At 71.4% G+C, this 21,817-nt stretch carries 19 protein-coding genes; 7 read left to right on the forward strand and 12 right to left on the reverse strand.

What is annotated here, in order from left to right:
• Positions 1 to 70: 70 nt before the first annotated feature.
• On the reverse strand, positions 71 to 1,108 hold the full coding sequence (locus tag Pflav_RS12265; RefSeq protein WP_173036282.1) for an iron ABC transporter substrate-binding protein: 1,038 nt from the start codon (positions 1,106 to 1,108) through the stop codon (positions 71 to 73).
• Between the two features lie 110 nt (positions 1,109 to 1,218).
• On the opposite strand from Pflav_RS12265, the gene Pflav_RS12270 reads away from it, so the two are divergent.
• A complete protein-coding gene (locus Pflav_RS12270) occupies positions 1,219 to 3,690 on the forward strand; it encodes an AMP-binding protein (protein ID WP_173036283.1) in 2,472 nt (823 codons plus the stop codon).
• A gap of 215 nt (positions 3,691 to 3,905) precedes the next feature.
• Here Pflav_RS12270 and Pflav_RS45310 read toward each other — a convergent pair whose 3' ends face one another.
• Complete coding sequence (locus Pflav_RS45310; RefSeq protein WP_232071298.1) at positions 3,906 to 5,216, reverse strand: SDR family NAD(P)-dependent oxidoreductase; 1,311 nt, start codon at positions 5,214 to 5,216, stop codon at positions 3,906 to 3,908.
• 97 nt (positions 5,217 to 5,313) lie between these two features.
• Between Pflav_RS45310 and Pflav_RS12285 the strand changes: the two genes are divergently transcribed.
• A complete protein-coding gene (locus Pflav_RS12285; protein WP_173036284.1) occupies positions 5,314 to 5,886 on the forward strand; it encodes a TetR family transcriptional regulator in 573 nt (190 codons plus the stop codon).
• A gap of 258 nt (positions 5,887 to 6,144) precedes the next feature.
• On the opposite strand, the gene Pflav_RS12290 is transcribed toward Pflav_RS12285, so the two are convergent.
• The 4 genes from Pflav_RS12290 to Pflav_RS12305 are packed head-to-tail and all read right to left on the reverse strand — an operon-like array spanning position 6,145 to position 9,922.
• Complete coding sequence (locus Pflav_RS12290) at positions 6,145 to 6,846, reverse strand: epoxide hydrolase family protein (protein WP_197938378.1); 702 nt, start codon at positions 6,844 to 6,846, stop codon at positions 6,145 to 6,147.
• Positions 6,847 to 6,877: 31 nt separating this feature from the next.
• Positions 6,878 to 7,789, reverse strand: a complete 912-nt coding sequence (locus tag Pflav_RS12295; protein ID WP_173036285.1) for a sulfotransferase family protein — start codon at positions 7,787 to 7,789, stop codon at positions 6,878 to 6,880.
• Between the two features lie 4 nt (positions 7,790 to 7,793).
• Entirely contained in the window at positions 7,794 to 8,705 is a 912-nt protein-coding gene (locus Pflav_RS12300) for a sulfotransferase family protein (RefSeq protein WP_173036286.1), read from the reverse strand.
• On the reverse strand, positions 8,702 to 9,922 hold the full coding sequence (locus Pflav_RS12305) for a glycosyltransferase (RefSeq protein WP_173036287.1): 1,221 nt from the start codon (positions 9,920 to 9,922) through the stop codon (positions 8,702 to 8,704). Before Pflav_RS12305 ends, Pflav_RS12300 begins: the two co-directional genes overlap by 4 nt.
• 36 nt (positions 9,923 to 9,958) lie before the next feature.
• Between Pflav_RS12305 and Pflav_RS12310 the strand changes: the two genes are divergently transcribed.
• From Pflav_RS12310 to Pflav_RS12330, 5 genes are all read left to right on the forward strand, one after another.
• Positions 9,959 to 10,840 carry a sulfotransferase family protein gene (locus Pflav_RS12310; RefSeq protein ID WP_173036288.1) on the forward strand — a complete coding sequence of 294 codons (882 nt, stop codon included), beginning with the start codon at positions 9,959 to 9,961 and terminating at the stop codon, positions 10,838 to 10,840.
• Between the two features lie 18 nt (positions 10,841 to 10,858).
• Positions 10,859 to 11,623, forward strand: coding sequence for a sulfotransferase family protein (locus Pflav_RS12315; RefSeq protein ID WP_173036289.1), 765 nt, complete (start codon positions 10,859 to 10,861; stop codon positions 11,621 to 11,623).
• A gap of 101 nt (positions 11,624 to 11,724) precedes the next feature.
• Positions 11,725 to 13,047, forward strand: coding sequence for a hypothetical protein (locus Pflav_RS12320; protein WP_173036290.1), 1,323 nt, complete (start codon positions 11,725 to 11,727; stop codon positions 13,045 to 13,047).
• Between the two features lie 21 nt (positions 13,048 to 13,068).
• Positions 13,069 to 14,262, forward strand: coding sequence for an AAA family ATPase (locus Pflav_RS12325; RefSeq protein ID WP_197938380.1), 1,194 nt, complete (start codon positions 13,069 to 13,071; stop codon positions 14,260 to 14,262).
• The gene (locus tag Pflav_RS12330; protein WP_173036291.1) at positions 14,263 to 14,916 is read left to right on the forward strand and encodes a hypothetical protein; all 654 of its coding nucleotides are present in this window, start codon (positions 14,263 to 14,265) and stop codon (positions 14,914 to 14,916) included.
• 27 nt (positions 14,917 to 14,943) lie between these two features.
• Here Pflav_RS12330 and Pflav_RS12335 read toward each other — a convergent pair whose 3' ends face one another.
• The 6 genes from Pflav_RS12335 to Pflav_RS12360 all read right to left on the reverse strand — a co-directional run bounded on the left by Pflav_RS12335 (position 14,944) and on the right by Pflav_RS12360 (position 21,812).
• The gene (locus Pflav_RS12335) at positions 14,944 to 15,462 is read right to left on the reverse strand and encodes a levansucrase (RefSeq protein ID WP_173036292.1); all 519 of its coding nucleotides are present in this window, start codon (positions 15,460 to 15,462) and stop codon (positions 14,944 to 14,946) included.
• 28 nt (positions 15,463 to 15,490) lie between these two features.
• Complete coding sequence (locus Pflav_RS12340) at positions 15,491 to 16,285, reverse strand: sulfotransferase family protein (RefSeq protein ID WP_173036293.1); 795 nt, start codon at positions 16,283 to 16,285, stop codon at positions 15,491 to 15,493.
• Between the two features lie 61 nt (positions 16,286 to 16,346).
• Positions 16,347 to 17,876: a flippase gene (locus Pflav_RS12345; protein ID WP_173036294.1), complete on the reverse strand. Its 1,530-nt coding sequence runs from the start codon at positions 17,874 to 17,876 to the stop codon at positions 16,347 to 16,349.
• Positions 17,873 to 18,853 carry a Wzz/FepE/Etk N-terminal domain-containing protein gene (locus Pflav_RS12350; RefSeq protein ID WP_173036295.1) on the reverse strand — a complete coding sequence of 327 codons (981 nt, stop codon included), beginning with the start codon at positions 18,851 to 18,853 and terminating at the stop codon, positions 17,873 to 17,875. Before Pflav_RS12350 ends, Pflav_RS12345 begins: the two co-directional genes overlap by 4 nt.
• A gap of 1 nt (position 18,854) precedes the next feature.
• Positions 18,855 to 20,237: an O-antigen ligase family protein gene (locus tag Pflav_RS12355; RefSeq protein WP_173036296.1), complete on the reverse strand. Its 1,383-nt coding sequence runs from the start codon at positions 20,235 to 20,237 to the stop codon at positions 18,855 to 18,857.
• Between the two features lie 66 nt (positions 20,238 to 20,303).
• Complete coding sequence (locus Pflav_RS12360; protein WP_332107750.1) at positions 20,304 to 21,812, reverse strand: glycosyltransferase family 4 protein; 1,509 nt, start codon at positions 21,810 to 21,812, stop codon at positions 20,304 to 20,306.
• Positions 21,813 to 21,817 lie beyond the last annotated feature (5 nt).

Raw genomic sequence — 21,817 nt, forward strand, 5'->3', positions numbered from 1 at the left:
GCGAGCGCCGGGCGGGGTAGAAGCCGCCGCGCGGCCCAGCGGGCCGGCGCGGCGGCCGGTTGCGTCGTGCTCAGGCCAGCCCCGCTTCCGTGATCATCGAGACGGTGGCGTCGAGCGTATCCAGGTCGTTCAGGTCGATCTGGGGTGCCGCCAGGCTGTCCAGCGCGGGCAGGCCGGGCGCGGTCGGCACGCCGGCGATCAGCGGGTACTCGAAGGTCTCCTCGGCGAAGTACGTCTGGCCCTCGCCGCCGAGCAGGAAGTCGATCAGCGCCTTGGCGTCCGGGTCCTCGGCCGCCTTCGAGAGCAGGCCGACGCCCGCGACGTTGACCAGCGCGCCGGTGTCGCCGTTCGGGAAGAAGTGCAGCTTGGCCGTCATCTTGTCGGCCGTGATGCCCTTCTCCTTGGCCTGCTCGTAGACGTAGTAGTGGTTGACCAGGCCGGTGGCGAGCTTGCCGTCGTTGACTTCCTGGACGATCTGGATGTTCGACTCCCGGATCTGCGCGTCGTTCGCCTTCAGGCCGGTGAGGAACTCCTTCGCCTTGGCGTCGCCGTGCTGCACCCGCAGCGCCGTCACGAACGCCTGGAACGAGCCGTTGGTCGGCGCGACGCCGACCTTGCCCCGCCACTGCGGGCCGGTGAGCTCGAAGACGGAGGCGGGCAGGTCGTCCTTCGGCACCATGCTCTCGTTGTACGCGAGCACGCGCGACCGCCCGGTCACGCCGACCCACTCGCCGGCGCGCGACTGGTAGACCGCCGGCACCTTGCCGAGCACGTCGGCGGGGAGCTTGGCGAAGAGGCCGCGCTTGGCGACCTGGCCGAGCGCGCCGGCGTCCTGGGCGAAGAAGACGTCGGCGGGGCTCTTGTCGCCCTCCTCCTCGATCTGGGCGGCCATCTGGGCGGTGGTGCCGTAGCGCACCTTGACCGTGATGCCGGACTGCTGCTCGAACTTCTCGAGCGCCGGCTTCACGAGGGATTCGCTGCGGCCGCTGTACACGGTGATGGTCTTGTCACCGGGGTCGCCGCTGTCAAATTCGTCGCCGCCACAGGCGGCCGTGACCGCGAGGAGGGCGCTTACAGGCAGGAGGGTCCAGAGTCGACGCAAAAGCACAGGTAAGGCATACCTTACTGAGGGTAGGCTTGGCAATCGTTCTCCCAGCTCACAATGTGAGACTTCCCAGGTAGGTCAGATTTAGGCAAGGCTTGCTTAAGCTCCGGGACGTGACATCCGCGCTCCATGCTGTCCCTTTTGTACAGAACCTGGCTTCGTTCGGTGACCGGCCGGCCTTGATCACGGCCGCCGGGTCGATCTCGTACGCGGATCTCGCTTCGCGGGTGGGCGAGATGGCGCGGCGCCTCGGCGGTCAGCGGCGGCTCGTTCTCCTCGAAGGGGGCAATTCGGTCGACGCGGTGGTGGCCTACCTCGGGGCGCTCGCCGGCAACCATCCCGTGCTCCTGGTGCCGCCGGGCGCCGCCGGCTCGGCGCTGGCCGACGCGTACGACCCGGACGTGGTGATCCGGCCCACCGGCCTCGTCGAGCTGCGCACCGAGTCCGCGCACGACCTGCACCCGGACCTCGCGCTGTTGCTGAGCACGTCGGGCTCGACCGGCTCCCCCAAGCTCGTCCGCCTCTCGCACGAGAACCTGCGCGCGAACGCCGCCTCGATCGCCGAGTACCTCGACATCCGCGCCGACGACCGGGCCGCCACCACGCTGCCGATGCACTACTGCTACGGGCTGTCGGTCGTCAACAGCCACCTGCTGCGCGGGGCCGGGCTGATCCTGACCGACCTGTCGGTGGCGGACGCGGACTTCTGGGAGCTGTTCCGGTCCGCGCGGGGGACGTCGTTCGCGGGCGTGCCGTACACGTTCGACCTGCTCGACCGCGTGGGTTTCGCCTCGATGCGGCTCCCGGCACTGCGGTACGTGACGCAGGCCGGCGGCCGGCTCGAGCCCGAGCGGGTCACGCGGTACGCGGCGCAGGGTCGGCGGGACGGCTGGAAGTTCTTCGTCATGTACGGCCAGACCGAGGCGACCGCGCGGATGGCGTACCTCCCGCCGGAGCTCGCGCAGTCGCGGCCGGCGGCGATCGGGGTGCCGATCCCGGGCGGGTCGTTCCGCATCGAGGCCGGATCCGGCGAGCTTGTCTACTCAGGACCGAACGTCATGCTCGGGTACGCCGAGCGCTCCGCCGACCTCGCTCTGGGCCGGACCGTGGCGGAGCTGCGCACCGGCGACATCGCGCGGCGGGGCGACGACGGGCTGTACGAGATCGTGGGACGGCGCAGCCGGTTCGCGAAGATCCTCGGCCTCCGGATCGACCCGCGGCAGGTGGAGGCGCTGCTTTCGCGGCAGGGTGTGAAGGCAATCTGCTCGTCGCGGGACGACCTGCTGGTCGTCGCGGCCCTCGCCCCCGCGGACCCCTCGTCGGTACGGCGGCTTGTCGCGGAGGCGTGCCGGTTGCCGGCGCGGGTCATCCGGGTGCACGTGCTGGACGAGCTTCCCCGCCTGCCAACAGGAAAGCCGGACTACGAGGCTGTCCGGTCGCTGGACGGCCCGACAGCTCCCCCGGACGCGCCCACCGACTTGTGCGCGCTATTCGAGCAGGTCCTGGACACCACCGGCGTCACGCCCGACGACAGCTTCGTCACGCTCGGCGGCGACTCGCTGTCCTATGTAGACATGTCGCTGCGGCTGGAGAAGGCGCTCGGCCACCTGCCGCCCCAGTGGCACACGATCCCCATCCGCGAGCTGCGACCGGTGCCCGGCGGCGGTCGCCGCTCCCTGGAGACGAGCGTCGCGCTCCGCGCCGCCGCGATCGTGCTGATCGTCGGTACCCACGCGACGCTCTTCAACATCTCCGGTGGCGCGCACATGCTGCTCGGCGTGGCCGGCTTCAACTTCGCCCGCTTCCACCTCACCGACGCCGGCCGCACCGACCGGCTGCGCCACATCGCGACCGGCATGGGCCGTGTCGTAGCACCGAGCATCGCCTGGATCGGGGCGGCGATGGTGCTGCTCAACGCGTACGAGTGGCCGAGCCTCTTCCTGCTCAACAGCGTTTTCGGCCGGCGCGAGGGCGGTACGGGCTGGCACTTCTGGTTCATCGAGGCACTCGTCTACATCCTGCTCGCCACGACCGCGCTGCTCGCGGTGCCCGCCGTCGACCGCTTGGAACGCCGCTTGCCGTTCGGCCTGCCGCTGGCCGTCATGGCGCTAGGGCTGGTCACCCGCTACGACCTGCTCGACCTGCATCCCCGCTACCACCTACCGTCCGCGGTACGGGTCTTCTGGCTCTTCGCCATCGGCTGGGCCGCCGCCAAGGCCACGACGAGGTGGCAACGCGTGGCCGTGACGGCGGCCATCCTGGGCACGGTGCCCGGCTACTTCGGCGACCCCTCCCGCGAGGCGGTCGTGGTGGCGGGCCTGGTGCTACTCGTGTGGGTGCCCAGCCTGCCGAGCACCGGCGCGGTCAACCGGGTGGCCGCGGTCCTGGCCGGCGCCTCGCTGTACATCTACCTCACCCACTGGCAGGTGTACCCGCACCTGGCCCACCACAACACCCTGCTCGCGGTCGCCGCCTCCCTCGCGGTCGGGATCAGCTACGCCGCACTGGCCGGCCGCGTCCAACGCCAGGCTGCCGCGCTCTACCGCCGCCTCTCCCCCACCGTCGCTTCCGCCCGCCGCCGCTAGCGGCGACATGCCGTCCGTCCACAATGGTGGTCGCGGATCTGATTCAGGATCGAGATTCGAGCTACCGCGACGTCCGCTGTGGTCCAGACCGCTGCTCCCGCGGCCTCACCCTCCGCGGTTCACACCCAAGCCCGGCCGGCACGGCCGGCGGCGAGCCTTCCTGGTCGAGCTCCGGCGCGCAATCCGGGCCACCCGGCAACCTCGTTGGTCCCGCGCTAGCGGGACCGCGCCGGCGGCTCCGTGGACAGCAGACGGAGCGTCTCGTCGTAGAGGCGGTCGGCGAGCGTCTCGTCGATCGCGTACGGCGCGATGCCGCTCCCACCGGTCGTCGGCTCCAGCTGGGGCGCTGCCTCGGCGCAGTCCTCGAAGTAGCGGCCCGTGACCCCCTCCACCAGCGGCGAGGCGGCGAGCAGGACCGACGTGGCGGCACCCTGCTGCTGGGTCTTCCAACCCGGCGGCACCTCCAACGGCTTGCCCTCGTCGTCGGTAGCGCCCACGAAGCGGAGCTGGGCGTCGTCGAGGTGGCGCTGGAGGTTGGTCATGATGTAGCCGGGGTGCAGGGCGTTGACCGTGATGCCGTCCGCGGCCCACCGCTTGGCCAGCGCCCGCGTGAACAGGATCATCGCCGTCTTGGACTGCGCGTACGCCGTCCACCTCTCGTACGGCCGCCGGGCGAAGTGGATGTCGTCGAAGTCGACCGGCGACATCAGGTGCGCCGACGAGCTGACCGTGACGACGCGGGCACCCGGGGCCGCCGCCAGCGCGCGCTGCAAGCCCAGCGTGAGCGCGGCGTGGCCGAGGTGGTTGATCGCGAACTGCCGCTCCCAGCCCTCCGGCGTGAGGGTCAACTCGGGCAGCGCCATGATGCCGGCGTTGTTGACCAGGATGTCGAGCGGCCCGGTCCAACTCCCGGCGAACGCGTCGATGCTCGCCCGGTCGCCCAGGTCGAGATACGCCACCCGAACCTGACCCGGCCCGCCGCCCGCCAGGCCCGCGCGGCTCCCGACCCGGGCCGGGCCGTCACTGAGGTCGCTTGTCGGCGCGGCGCCGGCGGCTGAGCTGGCTCCCGCCTGGGCTGTGGCCGCGACCCGCGCTGCCGCGCTTGCCGCGTCTGCGGCGTCGGCGCGCCGGGCAAGGCCAGCGGCGCCGGCGAGGACGCCGTCTTCCGCTGCGTCCGCAGTGTCGGCGGGCCGGGCTGGGCCAGCGGCGCCGGCGAGGACGCCGTCTTCCGCTGCGTCCGCAGTGTCGGCGGGCCGGGCTGGGCCGGCGGCGCCGGCGAGATCGCCGTCCGTCGGAGTCTGACCGGCGGCTGACTCGCGGATCAGGGCAGCGGCGCGCTCGCCGGCCGTCAGGTCGCGGACGGCCAGGGTGACGTCGGCGCCGGCGCGGACGAGGGCCAGCGCCGTGTGCAGTCCGATGCCGGAGGTGGCGCCAGTGATCACGGCGCGCTTGCCATCCAGGCGGACGCCGTCGATGACCTCGCTGGCGGTGGATTGGGCATCGAACGGGGTGGTGATGAGGGACATGAGCTGTCCTTCCGGACACGAAACCAACTGGATGGTTTAGAAGCTACGCGGCGCCCGAGCTGGATGTCAACCAGGTAGTTGGTTTAGTCTGGGACGCATGGCCTACGACTCCGCCGCGACCCGCGCCCGCCTGCTGGACGCGGCGTTCGACGAGTTCGTCGAGCGCGGGCTGGCCGGCGCCCGGGTCGACCGCATCGCCGCCGCGGCCTTCGCCAACAAGCAGGCCATCTACGCCTACTTCGGCTCCAAGGACGCCCTCTTCGACGCGGTCCTCGACGCGCGGCTTCAGGTGCTGGCCGACCTCGTGCCGTTCACGCCGCACGACCTGCCCGGCTACATCGGCGCGCTGTTCGACCAGCTCATGGCCGACGGGCGACTGGTGCGCCTCACCCAGTGGAAGGCGCTGGAGCGGCCCGACGCGGCTCCCGCCGAGCTCGAGGCCCACCTGTCCAAGGCCGGCGCACTGGCCGCCGTGCACGGCACGACGGTCGAGCGCGGCATGGACGCGCTGATGGCGGCGCTCGGCGCCGGGCTGGCCTGGAGCACGACCGCACCCGGCATCCGCAACCCGGACGCCGGCGCCGAGAAGGCCCGCCTCCAGCGTCACCGCGCGGCGATCGTCACCTCGGTCGCGGCGATCGTCGACGCGTTACTCACCGAGCCCAGCTGACGGCCGCGCTACCCGGCGCGGACCAAGACCACCCCGTCTATGTCGTCCCGGCCATTGCCGCTCCCCTGACGACGACCCGGAAGGCCGGCCGCGCGAGGACGGGGAGGGGCAGCGGCCGGACTCGTCGTCACGGGACCGAGGCCGGGGCCTCCACCGGGCGCGGCCCCTAGCGACGGCCGCGGAAGGTCCGGCGGAGGTCGTCCACCCATTGGTCGGGGACCTCCCAGGGGATGAAGTGGCCGCCGCGGTCGTGGGCGGTCAGGTTGACGTGGTTGTACCAGGCGGCGCGATCGCTGGCCAGGAAGTGCGCCACCCGCCGCTCCGTGGTGACGCCGGGCGGGTTCTCGTACGCCTGTGGATGGCTAGTAGCTCGTCCGGGTACTTGTGGCCGAGCTGGCCGGTCACCAGTGCGCCCACGTCGCAGCCGGCGGCGGCGTAGCGCTCGAACCCCAAGACCGAGCGCATGAGGGTATGCCAGATGTCGGCGACCTTCCAGAAGTTCATGTCCGGGCGGTTGGGCAGCGGGCCGGAGAAGCCGAAGCCGGGGAACGAGGGCACGATCACGTCGAACGCCTCGGCGGGATCGCCACCGTACGCGCCCGGGTCGGCGAGTGGATCGACCACTTTGGACCAGTGCCAGAACGTCCACGGCCAGCCGTGCGTGAGGATGAGCGGGGTGGGTGCGGGACCGATGCCGGGGCGGCGCATGAAATGGACGGGCACGCCATCGACGTCGACGCGGTAGTGCTCGTACGCGTTGATGGCCGCCTCTGCCGCGCGCCAGTCGTACGCGTCGCGCCAGTACTCGACCAACTCCTGAAAGTAGCGCCGCTCGACGCCGTAGTACCCGCCGTCGTTGCCGGCGTCGTCCGGCCAGCGGGTCAGCGCCAGCCGCTGCCGTAGGTCGTCCAGGACCTCGTCCGGCACGTGGATCGGAACCCGGGCAACCGGAAGCGTCACGACTCCCCCTTCGCGAGCTCGACCATGCGGGTCAGCTTTCGTACCCCCACTGGGGCAGCGCCTTGTCGAGCGCCCGCTCCATCGCGGCCACCTGGGCTGGGGTGAGCTCACGCCGGTACGCCGCGTCCCGCTCGGTGTGGAAGTGGTGCCGCGCGAAGCCGGCCTCGAACGTCGGCGTCCACTCCAGACCGAGGAAGCTGAGCATCCGCGCGGTCTGCTCGTTGGGCGCGCGGACCAGGTCCTCGTACCGCACGTCGAGCCACTGTGCCGCCGGGTGCACGGCTCGGGCCTGCGCGTACGCGTCCATCAGCATCCGCCAGCCGAGCGCGGCGAGCACCTGGAACGACCGCCCGGAGTCCTCCCACTCCTGGCGGAGCGGGGCGGGCAGCGGCCCGTACAGCCAGTTGTCCGGGCCGCGCCAGCCGTCCCACCAGCCCATTTGCAGCCACGAGTTGGCCACCGCGCGGCCGTCCCGGATCACGTTGATGACCCGCAGGTCACCGAACGCGGCGTGCAGGAACCCGGTGCGCGGCCAGCCGGTCAGGTGTTGCAGCAGCACCTCGCAGCCCTGCCGCTCGATCCGCCGCTGGAAGAACGCGTGCAGCCGGGTGGCCATGCGTGGCGTCAGGTCTTCGGCGAGCAGGTCCCGGCAGGGGCGGGAGAAGCCGGCGAAGACGTGCCGGTCGATCAGCCGGTACGCCTCCGAGGGGGCCACCCGCAGCCGGCCCCGCTCCAGCAGCCCGGTGCTGTGCTTGAGTGAGGTCATGCCCGGCGGGCGGGGTGCCATCCGCCGGTAGACGCGGCCGTTGAACCGCCCGTCGAGGTTGAGCCGGGAGAGCTTGTCGTCGACGCCGGAGATGAACCCGACCGCCGGATGGCGGGTGAGCAACTCCTGCACCAGCGTCGACCCGCACCGCCCGGTGCCCACGACGACGGCTAACACGGCCTCATCCTCCTGTTGCCCTGGTCCCGACGCCAGCCGGAGAGCCCGCGGCGGCGCGGCGCAGAGGGTAGCGCCAGCGCCACAATAAGGGCGCGGTGATCGCCGTGACCAGAGCGAAGGCGGATCGGGACAGGCCGCGCACCCATTCGTCGTCGGGGACGACGGCCACGTCCCCGGTGCGGTGCCGGGACGGGTTGCCGGCGACCGCGTGGGTGGGTGCCAAGTGGACGGTGTTTCCGTCGAACGTCACGCCGGGCACACCGGCGAAGTCGGCGATCCGCCGGGTCACCCCGGCCGGGTCGGCGACGAAGTCCTCGTACCGCACGCGCATGTAGCGGCCTGAGCGGCGCCACAGCAGCGCGGTCGTGGCATTCCACACCAGCCAGAGGAGGGCGGCCTTGGCGACCGGCGGGCGGCTCATGAACGTCACGTCGTCCGGCCCGTCGAGCCTCTTGCGCCGGCGCCAGGAGAACGCGGCGGCCCGCGGGTCGCGCACGAGGTGCAGTACGCGCATGTCGACTCCAGGTAACCCGTCGACGAGCAGCCCGTACGGCGGGAGCTTGGAGGAGTCGACGACCACTTCGGACCCCAGGGCGGCGTAGAGCGCGGCGATCCCCGGGTGGGCCTTCGCCCGCCGCCGCCACAGCATCGCCGGCAACCGCCGCATCCGCAGCCGCCGCCGGAGCGTGTCCACCACCGCTGGCGGGTCGGTGTCGACTTCCTTCATCACCTGAGTCCACACCGGACACTCCGTGAAGGACTGTCCGCAGCCGCACGGTCGATCCTCCATCGCCCCGCGCTGCCACAGGTATCGCAGCTCACCCGCGGCGAAGACACCGTCGGCCTGGCCGAGGACGTTGGTGACCAGTGTGGACCCGCTGCGGCCGCTGCCGGCGACGAAGAGCACCCGCGTCACGCCGGAACTCCACTGTAGACATCGCGAAGGCGGGAGATGTGCACGTCCGGCGCGAAGTCACGCTCCACCTTCGCCCGGCCGGCCTTGCCCATCGTGAAAGCGCGCTCCGGATCGGCCGCCAGTGGGGCCAGCGCGGCGGCGAGCGCGGCCGGGTCGTCGGCCGGCACGATCGCGCCGTCGACGCCCGGCTCCACAAGCTCGGGCAGCCCGCCGAGCCCGGTCGTCACCACGGGCAGCCCGCAGGCGAACGCCTCGAGTACCGCCATCGGCTGGTTTTCGTGCCACCGGGACGGCGCCGCCGCCACCCGGGCCCGCCGCATCAGGTCGTGCAGGTCGTCCTTGGCGAGCCGGCCGTGAAACGTCACCAGCCCGGGCGCAGCCTCGGCCGCCAGCCGCTCCAGCTCGGCCCGGGCCGGCCCCTCCCCCGCCACGTCGACGCGGAACCCACCGAGCCCGGCGGCGGCGATGAGAGTGTCCACACCCTTTTCGTCCACCAGCCGTCCGGCGAACACCACGCCGTCACCGGGGGACGACGAAGGCGCGATGACGGAACCGTCGACGAAGTGGCTCACCACGCGGAGCCGGTCCGGGTAGACGCCCGCCTTCGCCATCACGTCGGCCAGAAAGCGGCTCGGGCTGATGAACGCCCGCACCGGCCCATACGCGTCGGTGACCCGGTGCAGCCATGTCTCGGCGGCGAGAACCGCGCTGTGCCCGAGCGAGCCGTCCTTGCACCGGGTGCGCAGCGCCTGCCATGGACCGCCCGTGACACAGGCGTCACAGATCGCACGCCCGGCCAGCAGTTGGTAGCTCGGGCAGGCGAGCTTGTAGTCGTGCATCGTCAGCACGCACGGCACGCCCGCGTCCGCCGCCGCACGCAACACCGACGGTGACAGCTGGTGGTACACATTGTGCGCGTGCACCACATCCGGCCGGAAGTCGGCGATCGCCTTCGCCAGCCCGCGCCGGCTGGCGGGCGAATGGAGCATCCGGCCGACCGCGGCGGCGCGCTTGGCGATGCCCGGCGGCGGTGGCTCCAACTGGACGTGCGGCGGGAAGAAATGACCGTACCGCTGAGGCGAGTCGTTGTCCGGATGCGTCATGCCGAAGTAGGCCACCTCGTCGCCCCGGGCACGCTGAAGCGCGGCGAGGTCGAAGAGGTAACCCTCGGCGCCACCCCGCCGGTACAGGAACTTGTTGACGTGCAACACGCGCATCGACCGTGAGGCTACAGCCATGCGAAGATGCTGTGCGTGCCAGCAGCCGACCAATCCCACGCCGTGGCGTACACGGCTCGCCGCATCGCGCGGCACGTGCGCTGGGCGCGCACCGAGGGCCTGCGGCGGCTCGTCGAGGAAGACCGGCTCAATCCGGTCGAACGCGCCACAACCGCGTGGGCCAAGCGCCGCTGGCGACGCGCGCACGGCGTCACGCCGGGCCAGGCCACGCCGGTGTACGTGGTGGGTCTGCAACGTTCCGGCACCAACATGCTGATGCGCGGCCTCGACGCGGCACCCCAGTTTCAGGTGCACAACGAAAACGACCGCCGGGTCTTCCACCGCTTCCAGCTCCGGTCCGACGCCGTGCTCAGCGGCGCGATCCGGTCCAGCCGCCACGCGTACGTCATCGTCAAGCCACTCTGCGAGACCCACCGCGTCGACGAGCTGCTCGCCCTGCCTGACCTGCCGGCCGGCCGCGCGCTGTGGGTGTGGCGCGACGTCGACGACCGGGCCCGCTCGGAGGTGGCGAAGTTCGGCACGTCCAACCTCGACGCGCTACGCGCCATCGCCGAGGGCACGATCGGCGCCGGCTGGCAGGGGCAGCGGCTCGACGCGGAAAGCCGGGCGCTGATCGGTGACTTCGACTACATGGCGATGAGCCCACACACGGCGGCCGCCCTCTTCTGGTACATCCGCAACGGTCTTTTCTTCCGCCTCGGCCTGGCCGGCCGCGACGACGTGCTGTTGTGCTCGTACGACGCGCTGGTCGCCGACCCCGAGGCCGCCACCCGCCGGCTCTGCGCGTTCCTCGACCTGCCGTACGACCCGCGCCTCTGCGCCCACGTCGAGCGGCGCACGCCGGCCCGCCGCCCGCTCGACATCGACCCCGGGTACGGGCACTCTGCGACGAGCTGACCGAGCGGCTGGCCGCCCATGTCTGACGCGCCCATCTTCCTGCTCGGCTGCCAGCGTTCCGGCACCACGATGCTGCGCCTGGTGCTCGACTCGCACTCGCGGATCAGCTGCGGCCCGGAGACCCGCTTCCTCACCGACATGCAGCGGATCGTCGGGCGCGACTGGGAGCGGCTGGCCCGCTTCGGCTTCCCGCGCGAGGATTGGCTGCGCCGCATCCGCGAGTTCTTCGGCGGCATCCACACCGACTACGCGGCCGGGCGCGGCAAGGCCCGCTGGGCCGACAAGACCCCGTTGTACGCGCTCGCGATCCCGTTCCTCACCGAGGTCTTTCCCGACGCGCAGATCGTGCATGTCATCCGCGACGGTCGCGACGTGGTCGTGTCGCACCGCAAGCGGTTCGGTTACTGGTCGGCGGTCAAGTGCGTGGTGAAATGGCCGCGCTACATCCGGGTCGCCCGCGCCGCCGGCCGCGCGCTCCCGCCGGAGCGCTATTTCGAGCTGCGGTACGAGGAAGCGGTGCGCGAGCCGGAGAAGGCGCTGCGGGGACTCTTCGAGTTCCTCGGCGAGCCGTGGGAGCCGAGCGTGCTCGAGTACGGCGACAAAGAGCACGACGTGGCCGACAAATACACCACCGAGGCCGACAAGCGCCGCGCCGCCGCCCGCACCGACGCACAGATCTACGGCTCCCGGGTTGGTACGTACCGGCGCGAGCTCGACCCGTTCCTGCGCGTTCTGGTCTGGGTCTTCTCCCGCCGCACGCTCCGCGAGCTGGGCTACCGATGAGGCGCCTGCTCGTCGGTCTTGCCGCTCTCGTCCTCGCCGGCTGCACGTCATCGTCGCCCGCACCGGCGCCTTCGCCGGTTGTCACGAGCGTCCCTCCACCCGTGGCCGCAGGTACGACCCCGTTCGGCGCGCACTGGGACTGGAACCGGTACGAGCAGTTCACCCCGTTCCTCCGCAAGATCGCCGGTTCGGCGACGTACCACGAGCTGAGCTGGTGCGACATCGAGCGGGAGCAGGGCAAGCCGGACTGGAGCGCGGTCGACCGGGTGGCCGAGCGGAGCCGTTCGCTGGGCATCACGCTGCATCTGAAGATCCGCACCGGGGTCTGCTGGGCCACCGGCGGCACCGCTCAGCACGTGCGCGGGCAGGCCAACAAGACCGAGTCGGCGATGCCCCGCGACCTCGGCACGTACAAGTCCTTTGTAGACAGTTTGGTGCGCCGCTACGCGCCGTACGGGGTTCGCGAGTACGCGGTGGAGAACGAGGTGAACGCCCCGCAGTACTGGGCCGGCAGCCCCGCCGACTACACGACACTCGTGACCGCCGCGGCCGAGGCGATCCGCGCCGCTGACCCGCAGGCCCGCGTGGTCGACTCGGGCATCAGCAGCGTGGCGTACGGCTGGGGTGTCGCTGACCGGCTGCTCAGGGCCGGGCAGGAGGCCGAGGCGGTGCGCGCGTACAACGCGTACTTCCAGCGCCGGATCGGCACGCGCGGCAAGCAGATCCCGGCCGTCTCGACGCCGGCCGACCTGCGCGCGGCACTCACCGTGCCGCAGAACGCGCGCAACCTGGAGTACCTCGCCGCGACCGAGAAGCTGCTCGACGAAAAGGTGGTCGACGTGCGGCAGGTGCATTTCTACGAGCACTGGAGCGCGGTCCCCGACCTGCTGGGCTACCTGTCCGCGGAGACGCCGGCCGGTACCCCGGTCGCGGCGTGGGAGGTCGGCCAGTTCTGGCGCGACGGCGACGCCGACGCCGCGTCCCGCTCGGCAGAGATGGTGAAAGCGGTCGCGCAGCTGGCGGCGGGCGGCCTGCGTGAGGTGATCTGGCTGCCGCTGGCGTACAACCCGGACAACCGGCAGGGCAGCGAGGTGCGCTACGGCCTCCTCGACCCGGACGGCAAGGAGCGCACGGCCGGCCAGATGCTGGCCGGCTTGGCCGCGCTCGCCCAGGGAGCGACCGCCGAGCCGGTAAGCGACAAGGGCCTAGCCGGCGCCGCCTTCCGCAAAGGCACGGACACGGCACTCGTAGTGTGGGCAACCGGAAACCCGGTCGCGGTGCCCGCCGCCGCTGGCCTGACGAGCGGCACACTCGGCGCCGCGGCGGCCGGCTCTGGCCCGGTACAGGTCACCGACACGCCTGTGGTGCTGACTGCCAAACGCCCGCCGGCCGACATGCTCTCCGGCATCCGCCAAGGCGGCTGATTCGGGCAGTATCCTCGCGGGGTGGCCGCCAAACGCCCTCCGTACCTGCTCAGGCTCAAGGTCGGAAACTTCCGGAGCCTGCGCGACGTCGAGGTGCACCTGGGGCCGCTGAACGTCCTCGTCGGGCCGAACGGATCGGGCAAGTCCAATCTATTGGACGTCATCGCATTCCTCGGCGACGCCGTCCGCACCGACCTCGCACCCGCACTCGACGCCCGTGGCGGTTTCGACCGGGTGCGTTTTCGCGGCACAAGAAGCAGCCCCTCGATCTCGATCGAGGCCGAGGCGTCGGTAACGAAGAACAGCGGCGCTGGCGCGACCGACGACTACTCGCTCACAGTCACTCGCGGTCGATCCACACAGCGCCCCGAGCTGAGGCGTCAGGAGAGATTCGAGTTCAACCGGCCTGCCGGGCAGGACCAGCAGATCGTCGTCAACGGCGGCCACATTACGTTCACCCGCAAGGGCGACCGTACAGCAAGCCTCCGTGAAGGGGCGCTCGGTCTCGCCAGCCTGCCAAAGTTGTTGGAACCGGAAGAAGGCGGCGACCAGGTGCTGGAGCTGGCCGAGCTCTTCGCCAGCGTCAGACTCTTCGACATCGACGTAGCCAGCGCCCGCCTGCCGTCCCGGGAGAGATACAGCCGCACGCTCGCGCCGAACGCAAGCAACCTGGCCGCCTTTCTGGCGTATATCCACGAGGAACACCCTGACCGCTTCCAGGCCCTCGGCGACGACGCGCGGGCGTTCATACCTGGGCTCGAAGTACTTGAGTTCGTGCCGGTCGGCGGCGCCGCTGAAGGCATGGTGCTCAACCTCGTCGAACGGGGCCTGTCCGGCTCCACGACGCTGGGCGAGGCGTCCTACGGCTCGGTCCGGGCACTTGCCCTCCTCGCCCTGCTCTACGACCCCTCGCCGCCGCGGCTGACGTGCATCGAGGAGATCGATCACGGACTCCATCCGCACATCCTCGACCGCTTGGTCGACCTTCTGCGGGAGGCATCGAGCCGCACCCAGTTCCTCATCGCCACGCACTCGCCCGCGCTGGTCAACCGGCTCTCGCCGGACGAGCTGATCGTCTGCGAGCGGGGCGAGAACGCCGCTTCCCGGATACCGGCCATCGAGCCGCGACTGGTCCGCGAGATGGAGCGCGAGCTGCGCGGCGAGGTCGGACTCGGCGAGCTGTGGTTCACGGGCGCTTTGGGCGGGGTGCCGTAGGTGGCCGAGGGCAGCAGGAAGCCGGGTGAGCGGATCGTCATCCTCGGCGAGGACGACAACGACCGCAAGACCCTCAAGGTGCTGATCGCGGCGCTCCGCCCTGATCTGCCGGCGGGATCGCTTCGGGACCTGCGGGAACCGATCACCTTGGTCAAGGGTGTTCCGCCGGAACGGCTGCCGACGAAGGCGACCAAAGTCTCCGCGGTGTTGCGCGCCTACAACCGCCGCGAGCCGATCCGCTGCGTGTTCATGCACGAAGACGCGGATGACTTCGACCCAGCGCACGTGCCGCTCATCGAGAAGATCGAGAAGACGTACCGGTCGCTCCCTTGGCCGGTGCATGCCGTGGTACCCGCCTGGGAGATGGAGACCTGGTGGTTTCTCTTCCCGACCGCGGTCGCGTCGCTCCACCGGTCGTGGCGTGCGCCGGATCAGTACCTCGGCAAAGACGTCGGCAGGGTCAGGGATGCCAAGGAGCGGCTTCGTCAGTGTGTGCGTCCGGCCGGCAACCGGTCGACAGCATTCCGCTCGTACGCCGAGTCCGACAGCGTTCACATCGCGAAGAAGGTCGTCGAGCTTGGCCTGCTGACGCCACCGTGGGCGGCGAGGAGCGCGAGCTGGCTGGCTTTCCTCGAGAAAGTCGAGGCGGCGTAGCCGGTCAGGGCGTGCCGGCGGAGCTGCTCAAGGGTGTGCGGTAGGCGCCTGGGTGGCGGCCTGCGGGAAGTACAGGTCTAGCTTGCGGCGCAGGTGTCCGGAGTAGACGAAGCCGAGCATCGTCATGCGGCGGAAGGTTGCCACGGCGCCGGTCGTGACGTCGACGGCGACTGGGCGGGCGAAGCTGCCGAAGCGGAGTAGCTGCCGCTGCGTCCATGCCATGGCCGCCGGGTCTACGTGCGTGCCGACGAGGCAGGGGAAGACGGCGACGCCGGACTGGAGGCCGCGGAACTGTCCCTTCCGCGTCTGGGCGTAGTCGAACGCGCCGTTGGTGAAGCCCTCCAGGACCTGCTGGCTGACCGAGGCTGCGGGCCCGACCACCGTCATGAGATGCAGCTTCGTCGCCATCCACCGGAGGCGGAAGTCGGCGCGGTAGCCGACCAGCACGGGCGTGCCGCTCCAGTCCTCCGTGTACACCTCGCAGCCGTCGGCCTTCAGCCGTGCCGCGGTCGCCCGGATGTACGCGTTTACCGCCTCGTCCGCCATGGCACTGTCCTCCCTCGTGTGGGTACAGCTAACCGGAGGGCCAGGTCCGCGGCCACCCCAGCAGCTCGGCCAAACGGTCATTGTGCGGGGCGAAGTGCTCGCGCAGCCGGCGAGCCGTGTCCTCGGGTGCGGCGGATCTGTCGGCGCGGCGGGTGTGTACCGCGAACTCCGGCGGGGTGAACGGCTCCAGGTCGAGGAACGCCAGCACCTCGGCGTAGACCTCGGCCGGGTCGGCGTACATGTCCTCGCTGCGGATTACGTGGATCCGCTCGCGCGGCACGTGCGCGAACCACCGTTCCAGCTGCTCGGCGTAACGGCCGCGGGCGGCGTAGGAGTAGCGGCGCCAGCCGTCCGGTGACGCCGCGACGCGGTCCTGCTCCGCCGCCAGGGCGTCCGCGAAGTCCAGCGGCTCCTGGCCGTACGAGCGGGTGTGCAGGTAGTGCGACCAGGCGCGCTCGACCGGGTCGCGGAGCAGCGCGATGTACCGGCCGTCTGGCAGCGTCGCCGCTGCCCGGGAAGGGGCCTCAGGGTGGAAGAGGTAGAGCGGGCTCGCCTCGAAGGACACCGTTTCCTCAGACGGCGGCGGGAAGTGGCCCCGGTACCAGCGCTCGCCGCGTCCATAGTGGAGGCTGAAGTACTGGAGCTCCTTGCCGCTCGCCGCGCGGACCTGGGGGTGGGCGGCGAGGTAGCTGTGCAGGGACGTCGTGCCGGACCGCTGCGCGCCGACGATGAGGAAGCCGGGCAGCGCGCCCGGTGTCGCGGCCCACGCTCGGGCGGTCCGGACGGCGCGGCGGAGGGCGTCGACCGCGGGCCGCCGACTCATGCCGCCTCCTCCGCTCGGTCAAAGCCGGCGCTCGCGCAAACCGCAAGACCCAGGGGCCGGCTCACGCGCGGGCCCGCCGGCGCTTGGCGAGGGCCCGCAGCACCATCGTGTCCTCTTTGGACAGCCGCAGGGCGAGGACCGCGGCGATGTACACCAGCACGATCGCGGCGAGGCCGAGCACGAGCCGGGCCGGGCCGTCGGGCAGCAGCGTCCGGACGGCGAGGGCGGCGGCGAAGGACAGCGCGCCGGCCAACAGCCCCTTCGCCAAACCGGCGGTCACCGGCACCGCGCGGACCAGCCACCAGACCTGGATGACCCGGGCCAGGTTGACCGCGATGAGCGAGGCGCTCCAGGCGACCGCCGAACCGACGATGCCGTACGCCGGGATGAGCCACAGGTTGAGGCCGATGTTGAGGACGAGCGCGCCGACGTTGTCGAACATGTTCAACGAGACGCGGCCGGACATGTTCAGGAGCGTGCCGCACGGGCCGGTCGCGGCGTTGACGAGCTGGCCCACGGCGAGGACCACCGTGACCGCGGCACCTTCGGCGAAGCCCGGGCCGAAGAGCGGCAGCAGCGACGACGGGAAGACGAGCAGCGCCACGAACGCGGGCAGCGACAGGCGCACCACCCAGCCCGTCGCGGCGCTGTACACGCGGCGTACCTCGGCCAGCTCGTCGCGGTGGTAGAGGTACGCGATGTACGGGCCGAACGCCGCGTTGATCGGGGCCAGTACGAAGATGGCGACCGTCACCAGGCGGGTGGCCACCGTGTAGACGCCGATGTCGTCGTTGCCGAACGCGCCGAGCAGCAGCGTGTCGATCCAGATGAGCCCGGTGGAGGCCAGCGACGAGGCCCAGCTGACCGTGGAGAAGCTGAAGAGCTGCCGGGGGCGGTACGCGGCCGGAGCCGGCGCCACCGTACGCATCAGGCGGAGCAGCGCGCCGAGCGCGAGCACGGCGGCCGTCCACGCGGCGACCACCACCGCCCACAGCGCACCTGTCACGGCGAGCCCGGCCAGCAGCGCCAACCCGGTCAGCACCAGCCGCGCGCCCGGCTCGTAGAGCTGACCCACCAGCGTGAACGGCCGCTGCGTGCGCCAGCCCCGCGTGGCCGCGAGCGCCGCCTCGCAGATGACCGCGGCCGGCAGGGCCAGCGCGACGAGCCGCAGGCCGCCGGTGAGCCCCGGGTCGTGCAGGACCTCGGCCAGGGCGGGCGCGAAAACGGCGAGCACGGCCGCGATCAGCACGGCGCCGAGGCCGGAGATGGCCAGCCCCAGCCGGACCGTGCCGCGGATGCTCGCCGGGTCGTCGTCGGCCAGGTGTACGGCCACGAACCGGGTGAGCCCGGCCCGGAAGCCGGACAGCGACAGCAGCCCGAGCAACGCCAGGAGGGCGTAGCACTGGGCGTACCGGCCCACCTCGGCCGTGCCAAGCTCGCGGGCGAGCAGCAGCATGACCAGGAAGAGCGCGCCCTGGCTGCACAGCGCGCCGAGCAGGTTGAGACCGCCGCCCCGGGCCATGCCGCGCACCTGGCGGTCACCGTAGTCCGATGTGGACTCCGGCGGTGAGGTGGTGGTCTCGGTCGTCACGCCGCGCGGGACAACATTGTCGGCTGCCCGGCGGCGGCCGCCGGCTGGGCCCGCCGGGACAGCAGCTCGAGCACCACGACGAGCAGCACGGCCAGCAGCAGCCCGGCGGCGGCCGCCGGCGGCACGGTGGTAGCCAGTGCCCGTACCCGGGAAACGACGCGGACCTCGCCCACGCTCGCCACCTGGGCCGGATCCGCGGCCTGGGCCTGTGCCCTTGCCCCCTGAAGGCCCTGCCGCGCCTGGGAGAGCGCGCCGGTCGCGGCGTCGCGCTGGGCCAGCAGCGACTGGTACTCGGGCAGCTTCGGGCCGATCGCGTCGATGCGCTTCTGGGCGGCGGCGAGCGCGCTGCTCGCGGCGTCGGCGCCGCGGCTGTTGCCGACCGCCTCCATGGAGAGCTTCTGCTGCCGCAGGTTGGCGATCTCGGTGAGCGTGGCCTGGTAGAGCTTGTCCGGCTGGGAGACCTTGTTGGTCCGCTCCCAGTCGGCGATCGCCGCCGTCGCCGCGGTCACGTCGGCGTTGGCGGCGGTCACCTGCTCGGTGGCGATGTTGACCTGGGAGGAGAAGAGGAAGGCGAGCGCCAGGCGGGCAGTCGCGGTGAGCACCGGCTCGACGGTGTCCCGCTTCGCCGCGGTGTACTTGAGCGTGAGCTGGCTGCTCGCCCCGACCTGCGCCACCGCGAGCCCGTCGCGGAGGGTGCTGGCGGAGACACCGGTGTCCGCCGCGACGTCCTCGAGCACCCTCGGCGAGGTGGCCGCCGCCTTGAACGCGGCGACGAACTGGCTCGCCGCCTGCGTTCCCGTGTACTGCTGGGCGGCGGCCCCACCGACGAGGGCGGGCGCGGCCACGTAGCAGGTGGCGCTGTACCGCTGCGGCGACAGGCCGACGAACAGGCCGACCGCGAGCGCCGCGGCGAGCGGCACGCCCACCAGCACCCACAGCCGCCGCCGGGCGACCCGCAGGTAGTCGACGATCTCCACGCTAGTGCTCCTCCACAGGGCGGCGGGCGGCGACCAGGCCGGCCATCGCCGCGAACGCGACGAAGTACCACAGCGTAACGACATTGGATATGACGTTGGACGCCGCACTCACCGCCACGAACGCCACGGCGCAGCCGGCGAAGCCGACCGCGATCCCCCGGTCGAACGTCCCCGGCGGCGCGCGGCGCAGGGCCAGCGCCGCCGTGTGCAGGCAGAGCACGATCAAGCCGAGGTACGCGAGCAGGCCGAGCACGCCGGTCTCCACGTATGCGCGGAGGAAGTCGTTGTGCGGCTTCTTGGCCTCGTCGGTCTCCCGCTGGGTCATGTTGGGGCCGATGCCGGTGAGCGGGTTGCGGTTGGCGAGGGTGACGACCTGTGACCAGTAGTCGGCACGCCAGGCGAGCGTGTTGCCGGTCGGGCCGCCGCCGACCTCGCGGGCCTCACCGAGCTGGGCGAAGCGGTCGGCCACCCCGGGCGCGACCGCGATCGCGGCGACCGCGGCGAGGCCGAGCGTCACGAGGAGCCGGGCACTGCGGTGCAGTACGGCCACGACGACAAGGCCGATCGCGGCGCCGAGGATCGCGCTGCGGGTGTTGGTCAGCGCCAGGAAACCCAGCGACAGCACGAGCAGCACGCCGAGCCCGACCTTGGCGCGACGGCCGAGGAACCTGTAGATGGCGCATCCGAAAATCACCATGAACATGAGGTATCGGCCGAACGTGGTGGACTGGCTGAACGGCCCACTGATCCGGGTGAAGCTCCCTTTAACCTCGGACGGCGGCGACCCGAGAAGCGACATCACGAGCGTGTACGCGAGCGCGAGGGCGAGCGAGAGGTACACGGCGAAGAGCACCCGCCGCACCATGCCCCGCCTCGGCAGCAGCTGCTCCAGCACGAGGAACATCGCCACGACCGTGAGGATCCGCAGTATCTCCAGGGTGCTCGACTGCGGCTGGGCCGAGCCGAGCGTGCTGACCGCGCCGGTCGCCGCGACGAGGATCAGCGCTATGCCGAGCGGCGAGGTCTTCGCGCGCTTTCCAGCGCGCGCCTGGGCGGCCAGCCACAGGCCCGCGGCGAGCAGGAAGAGCACCCCGACGAGCGTGGACGGGTCGAGCGCCCGGGCCGAGCCGCCGTCCGAGCCGGTGCCCGCGGTCGGCCCGCTCAGCTTGAACAGGTCGAGTAGGGGGCGCACGGCGAGCATCAGCAGCACGTACGCGGCGAACCGGGTCAGGGCGAGCACCCCGACAAGCACGCCGCCGGCGACCGCGAGCGGGAGGACGGCGAGGGTGCGGCTGCCGCCGTCGATCGCGAAGGCGGACACCACCGCGGTCGCCGCGGCCGCCAACGCCGCGACGGCGGTCAGCGCTGTCCCAGCCGGTTTCACCGGGGTTCGTAGGAGTACCGTCACACTGCTCTCTTGCTCATAGTTCTGTTGCGCCCCGCAGGGACCCTAGCGCTTCGTGGCCAGATCCAGGTAGAGCCGTTCGAGCTGGCGTGCGGCCGCGTCCCAGCTGTAGTGGGCCATCACCCGGCCGTGCAGCCCGAGCGCGCCGGCCCGCTCGGCCCTCGGGTTGGCGAGCGCCGCCTGGAGCGCGCGCACCAGGTCGTCCTCGTCGCCGTCCCGGAACAGCCGGTGGCCGGGCCCCTCCCGCTCCAGCACCTCCACGTGCGGGGAGATGTCGCTGGCCACCACGGGCAGGCCGTACGACGCGGCCTCCAGCAGGGTCAGCGGCAGGCCCTCCACATGGGACGGCTGCACGAAGACGGCCGCGTGCGAGTACAGCTCCGCGAGCAGGTCACCGTAGGCGAAACCGGTGAAGACCACCCGGGGGTCGCCCTCCGCGGTCGCCTTCAGGTGGGCGACGAAATCATCGGTGTACGAGGAGCCGCCGACCACCGCGAGCTTGACGTCATCAGGACCCTGCCCATTGGCTTCCAGAGGAAGACGCCGGAAGGCGCGGATGAGCAGGTCGGCCCGCTTCTCCGGGACGAGCCGGCCGACCAACAGCACGTACCGCCCCGGTGTGAGGCGGAAGCGGGCAGTGATCTGGTCCGGCGGGACCTTGTTCGCCGGGTTGACCCCGTTGGGCTGGTAGCGGGTCAGCCGCCCGAACTCCGCGTCGTAGTGCGCCGCGAGCCCCCGGGACACGGCGATCCGGGCGTCCGGCACGTGACCGCTGAACCAGTACGCGGTGTTGAGCACGGTACGCGCCGCCCGGCCCCACTTGGCCCGGGTGTGGTCGAGGCCGTGCACGGTGAGTACCACCTTGGCGCCGGAGAGGTACCGGGGCAGTGGCGCGACCAGACCCGGACCGAGCCCGTGGTAGTGGACGACGTCCGGCTTCTCCCGCATCGCCACCATCGTCGACGCGGCACTGTGGACAATCGCGTCGAGGTGCTTGCTCGCAACGGTCCGCACGCGACGCAGCCGGACGCCACGGTGTGTTTCCGTTGTCAAATCGCCGTAACTGTCACGACAAAACACCGTCACCGTGTGGCCGTAGGAAACAAGGCGACTGCCAAGCTCCTCGACGTGCCGCTCCACCCCTCCGTAGGTGGCCGGCATCCCCTTCTGCCCGATCATCGCGATCGAGAGTGGCCGCCAGTCGGTGTCGGGCGCGGTACGCTGCCGTGGGATCGAATGTGCGGTTTCTCGGCCGAGCTGCTGCAGATTTGCGGCGACTTGCTCGCTAGCCGTCATCAGTCCTCCTCGTCGAGGTCGGCGGAGCAACCGCCGCGCCGACGACGGTGTGGAGGTGAAGATCGTTCCGGATGGGACGCTAAGCCATACGGCGGCGTCGCGCCACCCCCTGAAACCACAGGTCCGGTGTCCACAGTGGCGCTGCGCGCGTCGGCCCGCCGGGCCGACGCCGAGCGGTCCGGTGAGCCGGAAACAACCGAGAAACCCCGCCGACATCACGCGTGCCACAGCATGTAAGCCAGCAGAAGTTGTTGACATTAAAC

It is taken from the genome of Phytohabitans flavus (assembly GCF_011764545.1).
GTDB lineage: Bacteria > Actinomycetota > Actinomycetes > Mycobacteriales > Micromonosporaceae > Phytohabitans > Phytohabitans flavus.

What these genes read in the sequence shown, in the direction of transcription:
- Pflav_RS45310 (WP_232071298.1), bottom strand. Translation starts at nt 5,216, where the DNA reads ATGTCCCTCATCACCACCCCGTTCGATGCCCAATCCACCGCCAGCGAG.
- Pflav_RS12285 (WP_173036284.1), top strand. Translation starts at nt 5,314, where the DNA reads ATGGCCTACGACTCCGCCGCGACCCGCGCCCGCCTGCTGGACGCGGCG.
- Pflav_RS12305 (WP_173036287.1), bottom strand. Translation starts at nt 9,922, where the DNA reads ATGCGCGTGTTGCACGTCAACAAGTTCCTGTACCGGCGGGGTGGCGCC.
- Pflav_RS12315 (WP_173036289.1), top strand. Translation starts at nt 10,859, where the DNA reads ATGTCTGACGCGCCCATCTTCCTGCTCGGCTGCCAGCGTTCCGGCACC.
- Pflav_RS12335 (WP_173036292.1), bottom strand. Translation starts at nt 15,462, where the DNA reads ATGGCGGACGAGGCGGTAAACGCGTACATCCGGGCGACCGCGGCACGG.
- Pflav_RS12340 (WP_173036293.1), bottom strand. Translation starts at nt 16,285, where the DNA reads ATGAGTCGGCGGCCCGCGGTCGACGCCCTCCGCCGCGCCGTCCGGACC.
- Pflav_RS12360 (WP_332107750.1), bottom strand. Translation starts at nt 21,812, where the DNA reads ATGTCAACAACTTCTGCTGGCTTACATGCTGTGGCACGCGTGATGTCG.